This is a genomic window from Lysinibacillus sp. RU7 (assembly GCF_057837305.1).
Window position 1 is genome coordinate 1 of sequence record NZ_JBYQFK010000109.1, and the last position, 279, is coordinate 279.

1 protein-coding gene is annotated in these 279 nt (G+C 66.3%); it reads left to right on the forward strand.

All coding sequences use genetic code 11. The features are described from left to right. A partial coding sequence (locus tag AC3II9_RS21730; protein ID WP_489158761.1) for a TonB-dependent receptor plug domain-containing protein occupies nt 1-279 on the forward strand: 279 nt, incomplete at both ends.

Consider the following 279-nt stretch of genomic DNA (forward strand, 5'->3'; position numbering starts at 1 on the left):
GCCCCGAGTTCGAGACGCTGCAGCCCACCCAGGTCGTCGGTGCCGCGCAGATCGAAAATCGCGGCTATACCAATGTCGGCCAGGTGCTGAGCGAAATCCCCGCTTTCGGCCCTCCCGGTAATAGCGGCGTCGGCGCGCAGTCGTCCTTCGGCCCGGCGCAGACCTTCGTCGACTTTTTCGGTCTCGGCACGCAGCGTACGCTGGTTCTGGTCAATGGCCGCCGCCTCGTGTCGTCGAATACCGCCAGCATCTTCGGCCCCGTGTCGGCCGGTACGCAGG